A 9,313-nucleotide genomic window follows, 5' to 3' on the forward strand; every position below is an offset into this window, starting at 1 on the left:
CAATTAGTCACTATTAAACACATCACATAATGGAATCTAAACCAACGAAAACCCAATAAATCAGAATATCAAACCAAAAAAGCAACAAAAATCAGGCTTAGTGACTAAGTAAAAAACCAGTTGCTCATCCAAGATCAAATCGAAAAAGTCTCAAAAACGAAACACAAATGACAAATCTATACATAAAACCATCATTTAATAGGACAAAGATCAACTTAAACACTTGGATTTAGCGTATTAATGGCGGTTTATTTACTGCACTTAACTTGCACAATTTTGCTTCTCTTCTAGTCTGAAAGCATGGAAATAAAACCTGGCTGGGTATTAAAGATAAAGATGGCTTAAACGATTTTTTATGAAGGGAAGTCGGACAATGGATGAATTAAAATCTGGCCATTGGTTGGGAAAATCGACCACTTTTCTACCTCAGGATAAGGCATCGATCATTAAGCGTTATTTCAATATTATCGATAGCGGTAGTGATGTTTCTATTTTAAGTGAGCCTGCAATTACATTTTGCTTTTTTTATTACGATCCTAATCAGAATCAAAATTTATTATTAACTGCGATAAAAATTTGCCAGAACTTGAATAAAAACTTGGTGTTAATCTACAACGGAGAAATCAATCACGAGTTTCTGGAATTGAAAGTTGTGCTTGATCACTGTGATCTGAATTACTCCATATTTGAGAACTGGTTAATGACCCTCACTCATAGGTTGCTCAAGCAAGAGGATGTTTCTCAACAAACCCCGGTACTAAACTCCCATCCCAGTGATGAGATCATGCGGATCGTGCGTTTCATTGATTCCAACCTGAGTACCACCATCAGAGAGGAGGATGCGGCAGCCAAATGCCACTACTCTGTGACCTACTTTTCCAAACTGTTTCATAAAGTAATGGGGCAAAGTTTTCGCGACTACCTGATTGAAAAGCGGATTTCATTGGCAAAAAAGATCCTGTTGGAAGACAGAAAAGCCAAAATTGCGTTTGTCGCCTATCAATGTGGGTATCGTGATATCTCTTACTTTTCTCGCATCTTCAAGAAGCGAACTGGGGTTTCACCCGGCGTGTATCGCCAATTACATTAACCAGATCACTCTCTTGTCTCTAACCCGTTAATCTTGATTTCCAAAGAAAAGGCAACATGCTAATCTTAACAAGCTTTTAACATAATAATTATTAAACCAATTTGCCAATAACACGGAGTTAGAGAATGATTCAGCCTAACGAGTTAAGCAAAACAACCTGCGCTCTCCCGCCCCCCAATGAAATGATTTTAAAATGGGCAGAGGAACGCCCAAATGAAGTCTATCTAAAACAGATCATTAATCGCCAGTTTGTTGAGTACACCTATGCAGAGGTTGCCGATCAGGCACTGCGCCTGGTGACCGCCCTCAGAGAACTGGGCGTTCATCCAGGCGACAAAGTCGCCCTGGTATCAAAGAACTGTGCCGAGTGGTTTATTTGTGATCTGGCCATGATGCTGGGTGATTACATCAGCGTGCCGATCTTCCCTACGGCAGGGGCTGACACCATTGAGTACTGCGTCACTCACAGTGAAAGTAAAGCCCTGATCGGCGGCAAACTGGACAATGCTGACGCCACTCAGCAAGTCATCGATGCCATACCAGATCTCATCAGCATTGCACTGCCCTATGACTCAGCGCCTAAGTGCCAACATCAGTACAAACAGTTGCTCGCCCAGTCGCAACCCTGCTCAGAACGTCCACAACATTACGATGATAAACTGATGTCTCTGGTGTACACCTCGGGTACGTCCGGCTTACCCAAAGGGGCCATGCTCACCTATGGCGCGTTCAGTTGGTCAGCGCAGCAGCTGATCAATCATATCGGTATCGAAGAAAACGATCGTCTGTTCTCGTATCTGCCGCTGGCGCACATTACCGAGCGTGTTTACATCTTTGGCTCGTCAATCATGGGCGGTGTCCCGACGGCTTTTCCCGAGTCGCTGGACACCTTCATTGAAGATGTAAAAATGCAGCGCCCAACCCTGTTTATCTCGGTGCCTCGTTTGTGGACCCTGTTTCAGCAACGTATTCAGGACAAGCTGCCACAGAGAAAGCTCAATCTTTTGCTCAAAATTCCGTTCATCAATACCCTGATCAAGAAAAAACTTGCCGACGGTCTGGGCCTGGATCAGGCTCGTGTCCTCGGTTGTGGCTCCGCCCCGGTTTCACCCGCGCTGCTGGAATGGTATCGCAGCGTCGGCCTGAACATTACTGAGGCCTGGGGGATGACGGAATCATTTGCCTACAGCACACTTAACTACCCATTCCGCGCCGATAAAATCGGTACCGTCGGGAATGCCGGCCCCGGTATTGAACTGCGTATTGCCGCCGATGAAGAGATCATGGTGCGAGGAAAAGGGCTGTTCTCCGGATACTATAAGAACGACATCGCGACCCAGGAAGCGTTTGATGACAACGGCTGGCTACACACGGGTGACATCGGCAAGATTGACCAAGATGGCTACCTGACGATCATGGGGCGTAAAAAAGACACCTTTAAAACGGCGAAGGGCAAATTTGTCTCTCCGGTTCCCATTGAGAAAAAGCTGTTTGAATACAGTCGTGTCGAAATGATGTGTTTGATTGGACTGGGGCTACCTGCGCCGATCCTTCTGGTGGTTCCGCATGATTTTCCTAACTTTGATCGTGCCCGTTATGAACGCACCACCAAAAAAGTCATCGATCGCATGAACTCAGAGTTGGAATCGCATGAACAGATCAAAGGGGTGCTCATGATCAAAGAGCCGTGGAGTATCGAAAACGGTATTCTGACCCCCACTTTGAAGATCAAACGCCACCTTCTGGAGCAGAAGTACCACGACATGGGTCAGAACTGGCCGAAAGGTCAACTGGTCGTGTGGGAAGAATAACGCACAACATAAAAGCTGCCCTGATGAGGCAGCTTTTTTCTTTCTATCTGTTCCATCTTCTCACTTTTCACCAATGTGCCCTGCCCCAGCGCCAATTAGAGAAAATCACTGTAGTGACGACTTGCCTGATGTGAAGAATTTAAGCCGGTATCACGTTGTAGATGCGGATTCAGTAACGCATACTCATTCGATGATGGCTTAGGTTCTTTATAAGTCAGGCTTTCCTTGTTCAAACTCCATATCAATTCAAAATGCCAGTTAATTGCGATCTTCATTGCGCTTCCTACCTTTACTCTCCGCTTTTTCAACGAATTATGGTGTGGTTCCGCTAAGATAACGAACGATCATTCATGACAATCACTATAAGTACAGATTATGGACAATCGACTCAGGCACCTAGCCGCGCTGCGTTATTTCGAGGCCGCAGCCCGGCACCAAAGTTACAGTAAGGCCGCTCTGGAGCTGCACATCAGCCAGGCGGCGGTCAGTCAGAAAATACGTCAACTCGAAGATGAACTGGCGTGCAAATTATTCGTTCGTCAGGGGCGTGACATGCGTCTGACCGCCAAAGGGACCACTCTCTATCAGCAAGTCAGTAATGGATTCGAACACATTCTGAATGGCCTGAACGCGATTCAGTCCGAGCCGCTGGAAGGCATGCTGACCGTGAACACCACGCCTTCTTTTGCTTCCCGTTGGCTGATGCCGAAACTCTGGAAATTCACCATGGAGCACCCACTGATCCCGATCCGGGTTTACGCCACGACGGAACACCCGGTGATAAAATACGGCGAAGTCGATGTGGCAATCCGCCAAGGGCTGACTACCGATCTCGGCACCAATCTATGTAAAGAGGTGCTGTACGAGGAAGCGGTTTATCCGTTCTGTTCCCCTGAACTGGCCGACTCGATGCAACTAACACACCCCGAGCAGCTTTTGCAATGTTGGCTTATCCACGGAGTGGATACAAAAAACTTCACCTGGAAGAACTGGTTTCACGAAGCCGGAGTTGAAATGAGCGAAGAGAAGGTTCAATGGATGGAAGTCGGTACCTTTGATATGGGGCTCAGTGCAGTGATGGCAGGACACGGTGTGTGTCTGGGCACCGACAGTTTGGCGGGCGATTTCGTGGAACGCGGCTTACTGGTCAAGCCGTTTGACATCGGTATGTCACCTGGCGTGCGATATACCCTGTTCCACGATCCCGGCTCCTCCCGCCGTGCCCGGATAGAGGCATTTACCGACTGGCTGCACCGTGAAGTGGCTCAGCTCAGCCGATGATTCAGTTGCGCCAGAAGGGCTTACTCACTTCAGATGCCACCTGATCAGGGCTCAGTCCCAAATCATCCAACAGGTGAGGCGGCAATTCATTCAAGTGACGACGCGAACGGTAGTTGTGATGCCAACGTTTTAACTGGCAAAAGTAATTCTTAACAAAAGTACCAGTTACTTTTTTGGATTCTCTCTGGTGTGTAGTGATAACTGTGTTCATACAGCCTCCTTGTAAGCAGCGTTTGTATGACTAATAATTAACGTTATCTGCCATTTCGACAAACGATACTCACTGGCACTAAGTTAAGGAGAACTTAAGTGAAAGAACGCATGCCTCCTCTGCAAGGGTTGTATTACTTCTATACCGCTGCCGAATTGGGTAGTTTCAAACTGGCCGCAGAAGCGTTGTTTGTGACCGCCGCAGCGGTCAGTCAGCAGATCCGCCAGTTGGAAGATTGGTTGGGGGTTGAGCTGTTCATCAGGCAACACCGGCGTGTCAAACTCACCGCGGAAGGCGGCATTTTGTATCAGCAGACTAAGCGTGGTTTCGATCACATTCAGGACGGCGTGCGTCAGGTCAACCAGGATCCCAACCCGAACCAACTCTCGATTTCAACCCTGCCATCGTTTGCCCAACATTGGCTGGTGCCCCGTATTGGTCAGTTCCGCCAGCAACATCCAGAGTTGGCGATGTTGATTGAGCCGCGCAATGAACTGATCAATTTTCAAGACTCGAATGTCGACATCTGTATTCGTTATGGCCGCGGCCACTATCCGAATCTGGAATCGCGCCTGTTCATGGACGAAGTGCTCTACCCGGTGTGCCATCCACTCTACCAACAGCAGCACAACATCTATCAGCTTGACGACCTGCACCGTGCCGAACTGATTGAAGATACCTGGCCGGACATTAATTGGGACGTCTGGCTGAAAAACATTGGCCAGTTACCCAAACCGACCATACAGTACCATGGCTCACAGTTCGTTCTGGAAGGCGCGCTGGCCGTTCAGGGGGTCGCCCTGACCAAACACAGTCTGGCGTTTCGTTATATTCAGGAAGGCAAACTGGTTCGGATCGGTGATATTGCCCTGAGGCCAGAATACCAATATTATTTGTGTGCTCCTGCAGGCTATTTCCGGCGTCCTAAAATCGCCCTGTTCTGTGAGTGGATTGAGGAGCAAGCGGCACAATTTCAATGTGAAGCTCAGTATAATCTGACGGTGATTGAAGCCAAATACTAACGTGGTATCCACACCATCTGAGCAGAACTGCACAAGACAACAGACATAAAAAAGCCCCGTAAGCTTTCACTTACGGGGCTTTTGTCAATCGCTTAACTTAACCCAAAGAATTACTTCTTAGCGTTACGCTCTTTAACTTCTGCGATTACTTGCTCAGCAACGTTTGACGGACATGGTGCGTAGTGTGAGAACTCCATAGAGAACTGACCACGACCAGAAGTCATTGTACGTAGAGTACCGATGTAGCCGAACATTTCTGACAGAGGTACATCACCCTTGATACGTACGCCAGTAGTACCAGCTTGTTGGTCTTTGATCATACCACGACGACGGTTCAGGTCACCGATTACGTCACCAACGTGATCTTCTGGAGTGAACACGTCAACTTTCATGATTGGCTCAAGAAGCTGCGGGCCCGCTTTAGGCATAGACTGACGGAATGCGCCTTTCGCTGCGATTTCGAACGCGATTGCTGATGAGTCAACTGCGTGGAAACCACCGTCGAACAGCTCAACTTCAACGTCTAGCGTTGGGAAGCCAGCCAGAACACCGTTTTCCATCATGCCAGCAAAACCTTTTTCGATTGCAGGCCAGAATTCTTTAGGAACGTTACCACCAACTACTGATGAAGAGAACGTGAAGCCAGAGTTTGGCTCACCTGGTTTGATGCGGTAATCGATCTTACCGAACTGACCAGAACCACCAGACTGTTTCTTGTGCGTGTAGCTGTCTTCAACAGGCTGAGTGATGGTTTCACGGTAAGCTACCTGTGGAGCACCTACTTCCAGCTCAACGCCGTAAGTACGCTTCAGGATATCTACCTTGATGTCCAAGTGAAGTTCACCCATACCTTTCAGGATGGTTTCGCCTGAATCTTCGTCAGTTTCAACCTGGAATGATGGATCTTCTGCAACCATCTTACCGATCGCGATACCCATCTTCTCGCTGCCGCCCTTGTCTTTAGGCTTAACTGCGATAGAGATTACTGGTTCTGGGAAGATCATTGGTTCCAGAGTACATTCGTGTTTTGGATCACACAGAGTGTGACCAGTTTGAACGTTCTTCATACCAACAACAGCGATGATGTCACCAGCTTGTGCTGCATCGATCTCGTTACGCTGGTCAGCGTGCATCTCAACCATACGGCCGATACGCTCTGTTTTACCAGTTGCAGAGTTCAGGATGGTATCGCCTTTCTTCATCTTACCTGAGTAGATACGGATGAAGGTCAGAGCACCGAAACGGTCGTCCATGATCTTGAACGCAAGCGCTTTTAGTGGCTCATCTGCAGATACAGTCGCAACTTCACCAGTCGCTTCACCTGTGTCTGGGTCAGTCAGAGGCTGAGGATCTACTTCTGTTGGCGATGGTAGGTAATCTACTACCGCGTCAAGAATAAGTTGGATACCTTTGTTCTTGTACGCTGAACCACAGTAAGTTGGGAAGAATGCCAGATCACGAGTACCTTTACGGATACAACGTTTGATGTCTTCCAGAGAAGGCTCTTCGCCATCCATGTAAGCCATCATCAGGTCGTCGTCTTGCTCAACAGCAGTTTCGATCAGCATTTCACGGTATTCAGCAGCTTTCTCTACCATGTCTGCAGGGATGTCTTGAACTTCGTAGTTCTCTGGCTGACCAGAATCATCCCATACGTATGCTTTCTGGCTTAGTACGTCAACAACACCAACGAAATCTTCTTCGATACCGATAGGCAGAGTCATTACTAGAGGAGTTGCCGCTAGAACGTTTTGTACCTGATCTACAACTTTGTAGAAGTCAGCGCCCATACGGTCCAGTTTGTTAACGAAAATCAGACGTGATACGTGAGATTCGTCAGCGTAACGCCAGTTAGTTTCTGACTGAGGCTCAACACCACCAGAACCACAGAATACACCGATACCACCGTCAAGTACTTTCAGAGAACGGTAAACTTCGATTGTGAAGTCAACGTGTCCAGGAGTATCGATGATGTTTAGACGGTGATCGTTCCAGAAACAAGTAGTTGCCGCAGACTGGATTGTAATACCACGTTCAGCTTCCTGCTCCATGAAGTCAGTAGTAGTTGAACCGTCGTGAGTATCACCGATCTTGTGGATCTTACCAGTTAGCTTAAGGATACGCTCTGTAGAGGTAGTTTTACCCGCATCTACGTGAGCAAAAATACCAATGTTTCTGTATTTTGATAAATCAGTCATTGTCTTACTCTGTTAATAAGGTATAAAGTGCGCGCAGAGTATATCATATTCTGTCAATACTGATACCTTTGCGTGCCGTTGGACGAAAAAAAACATTGGGGTAGAAAACACCACCCCAAAATCATAGTCAAAAATCGGATTTTATGTCGCCACTCTTCTGGCATCACGCGGATTTGCAACAGGAAATCATACCAGAGTTACAGCTCATCAAACGCTTCAATCGCCTCAGATAACTTTTTCACGCCGTGGATTTGCATCCCCTCGATGCCACCTTTGGGCATATTCGCGGCAGGCACAATCGCCTTTTTAAAGCCGTGTTTGAACGCCTCATTCAATCGTTCCTGACCACTTGGTACTGGTCGGATTTCGCCTGCTAACCCGACTTCACCAAATACGACCACGTCTTTTGGCAACGGACGATCACGAAAGCTCGACAACAGCGCCATCAACAACGCCAGATCAGCGCTGGTTTCGGTGACCTTGACGCCACCAACCACGTTCACAAACACGTCTTGGTCCGCCATCTGCAAACCACCGTGCTTATGCAGCACCGCTAATAAAAGCGAGAGCCGGTTTTGCTCCAGGCCCACCGCGACCCGGCGCGGATTCGTCAGTTGGGAATAATCCACCAGCGCCTGAATCTCAACCAGCAAAGGCCGGGTCCCTTCCCAGACCACCATGACCGAACTGCCGGAGGTGTCTTCTTCGCCCCGCGACAGGAAGATTGCCGACGGGTTGCTGACTTCACGCAGACCCTGACCGGTCATGGCGAACACCCCAAGTTCATTCACCGCCCCAAAACGGTTTTTGTGGCTGCGCAAGGTGCGAAAACGGCTATCCGTACCACCATCGAGCAACACAGAGCAGTCAATGATGTGCTCCAGCACTTTCGGCCCGGCCAGTGTGCCGTCCTTTGTCACGTGACCGACGATGAACACCGCGACATTGTTTTGCTTAGCGTAACGCGTCAGGGCAGTGGCAGATTCACGAACCTGCGCCACACTGCCCGGGGAAGATTGAACATCAGAGACGTGCATCACCTGAATGGAGTCAATCACCATGATGCGCGGCTGCTCTTTTTCGGCCACCTGGCAGATTCGGTCAACGTTTGTTTCCGACAACATTTTCAGGTTGTCTTTTGGCAACCCAAGGCGTGAAGCCCGCATCGCGACCTGTTGCAATGATTCTTCCCCGGTCACATACAGCGTAGGCATCTGCGCCGACAGCTGACACATGGTCTGCAGCAACAGCGTCGACTTACCGGCTCCCGGGTTACCCCCGATCAGGATCGCAGCGCCCGGAACAATGCCACCGCCCAGTACCCGGTCCAGCTCTTTGAAACTACTGGTAAAACGAGGCACCTCCTGCAAATCGATCTCCGCCAGAGTCTGAACCTGAGCTTCCGTCGCCGAACCGGCGTAACCGGCTAAACGCTCGTTGCGCGCCACAGTCGGCGATGCTGCCAGACGCACCTCTGAAATGGTGTTCCATGAACCACAGGCGTTACACTGACCCTGCCAGCGCGGAAAATCGGCGCCGCAGTCATTACACACATAAGCACGCTTTGCTTTTGCCATTTGTCCCCTAAATTATCTAAGTCTGTGACGTGATTTTGAATTTAATGATAAAACACTTATTGAATCAGTCTATGAAGTGACTCAAGATCTGATTATCACGGCCGATGAGTCATATAGTAAGGA

General features: G+C 48.5%; 8 protein-coding genes. 4 read left to right on the forward strand and 4 right to left on the reverse strand.

What is annotated here, in order from left to right; translation table 11 throughout:
• Positions 1–373: 373 nt before the first annotated feature.
• Together CAG65_RS08865 and CAG65_RS08870 are read left to right on the forward strand one after the other, a co-directional pair.
• A complete protein-coding gene (locus tag CAG65_RS08865; protein ID WP_021705944.1) occupies positions 374–1,090 on the forward strand; it encodes a helix-turn-helix domain-containing protein in 717 nt (238 codons plus the stop codon).
• Positions 1,091–1,215: 125 nt separating this feature from the next.
• Positions 1,216–2,901, forward strand: coding sequence for an AMP-binding protein (locus CAG65_RS08870; RefSeq protein ID WP_161453397.1), 1,686 nt, complete (start codon positions 1,216–1,218; stop codon positions 2,899–2,901).
• Positions 2,902–2,996: 95 nt separating this feature from the next.
• On the opposite strand, the gene CAG65_RS08875 is transcribed toward CAG65_RS08870, so the two are convergent.
• Complete coding sequence (locus tag CAG65_RS08875) at positions 2,997–3,176, reverse strand: hypothetical protein (protein WP_161453398.1); 180 nt, start codon at positions 3,174–3,176, stop codon at positions 2,997–2,999.
• Between the two features lie 100 nt (positions 3,177–3,276).
• On the opposite strand from CAG65_RS08875, the gene CAG65_RS08880 reads away from it, so the two are divergent.
• A complete protein-coding gene (locus tag CAG65_RS08880; RefSeq protein WP_021705947.1) occupies positions 3,277–4,182 on the forward strand; it encodes a LysR substrate-binding domain-containing protein in 906 nt (301 codons plus the stop codon).
• Between the two features lies 1 nt (position 4,183).
• On the opposite strand, the gene CAG65_RS08885 is transcribed toward CAG65_RS08880, so the two are convergent.
• Positions 4,184–4,393 (reverse strand): DUF1127 domain-containing protein, encoded by a 210-nt coding sequence (locus tag CAG65_RS08885; RefSeq protein WP_021705948.1) that lies wholly within the window; start codon positions 4,391–4,393, stop codon positions 4,184–4,186.
• A gap of 98 nt (positions 4,394–4,491) precedes the next feature.
• Here CAG65_RS08885 and CAG65_RS08890 point away from each other — a divergent pair, with 98 nt between their 5' ends.
• Positions 4,492–5,415, forward strand: a complete 924-nt coding sequence (locus CAG65_RS08890) for a LysR substrate-binding domain-containing protein (protein ID WP_161453399.1) — start codon at positions 4,492–4,494, stop codon at positions 5,413–5,415.
• A gap of 110 nt (positions 5,416–5,525) precedes the next feature.
• Here CAG65_RS08890 and fusA read toward each other — a convergent pair whose 3' ends face one another.
• Both fusA and radA read right to left on the reverse strand, forming a co-directional pair.
• Positions 5,526–7,613, reverse strand: coding sequence for an elongation factor G (gene fusA, locus CAG65_RS08895; protein ID WP_021705950.1), 2,088 nt, complete (start codon positions 7,611–7,613; stop codon positions 5,526–5,528).
• 197 nt (positions 7,614–7,810) lie between these two features.
• Positions 7,811–9,190, reverse strand: a complete 1,380-nt coding sequence (radA, locus tag CAG65_RS08900) for a DNA repair protein RadA (protein ID WP_161453400.1) — start codon at positions 9,188–9,190, stop codon at positions 7,811–7,813.
• Between the last annotated feature and the right edge of the window lie 123 nt (positions 9,191–9,313).

This window comes from Vibrio sp. V39_P1S14PM300, from assembly GCF_009904765.1.
Lineage (GTDB): Bacteria > Pseudomonadota > Gammaproteobacteria > Enterobacterales > Vibrionaceae > Vibrio > Vibrio proteolyticus.

Bases quoted from the DNA above. Each gene is read 5' to 3' on its own strand.
- CAG65_RS08865 (WP_021705944.1), top strand. From the start codon at position 374: ATGGATGAATTAAAATCTGGCCATTGGTTGGGAAAATCGACCACTTTT.
- CAG65_RS08870 (WP_161453397.1), top strand. From the start codon at position 1,216: ATGATTCAGCCTAACGAGTTAAGCAAAACAACCTGCGCTCTCCCGCCC.
- CAG65_RS08875 (WP_161453398.1), bottom strand. From the start codon at position 3,176: ATGAAGATCGCAATTAACTGGCATTTTGAATTGATATGGAGTTTGAAC.
- CAG65_RS08880 (WP_021705947.1), top strand. From the start codon at position 3,277: ATGGACAATCGACTCAGGCACCTAGCCGCGCTGCGTTATTTCGAGGCC.
- CAG65_RS08885 (WP_021705948.1), bottom strand. From the start codon at position 4,393: ATGAACACAGTTATCACTACACACCAGAGAGAATCCAAAAAAGTAACT.
- fusA (WP_021705950.1), bottom strand. From the start codon at position 7,613: ATGACTGATTTATCAAAATACAGAAACATTGGTATTTTTGCTCACGTA.
- radA (WP_161453400.1), bottom strand. From the start codon at position 9,190: ATGGCAAAAGCAAAGCGTGCTTATGTGTGTAATGACTGCGGCGCCGAT.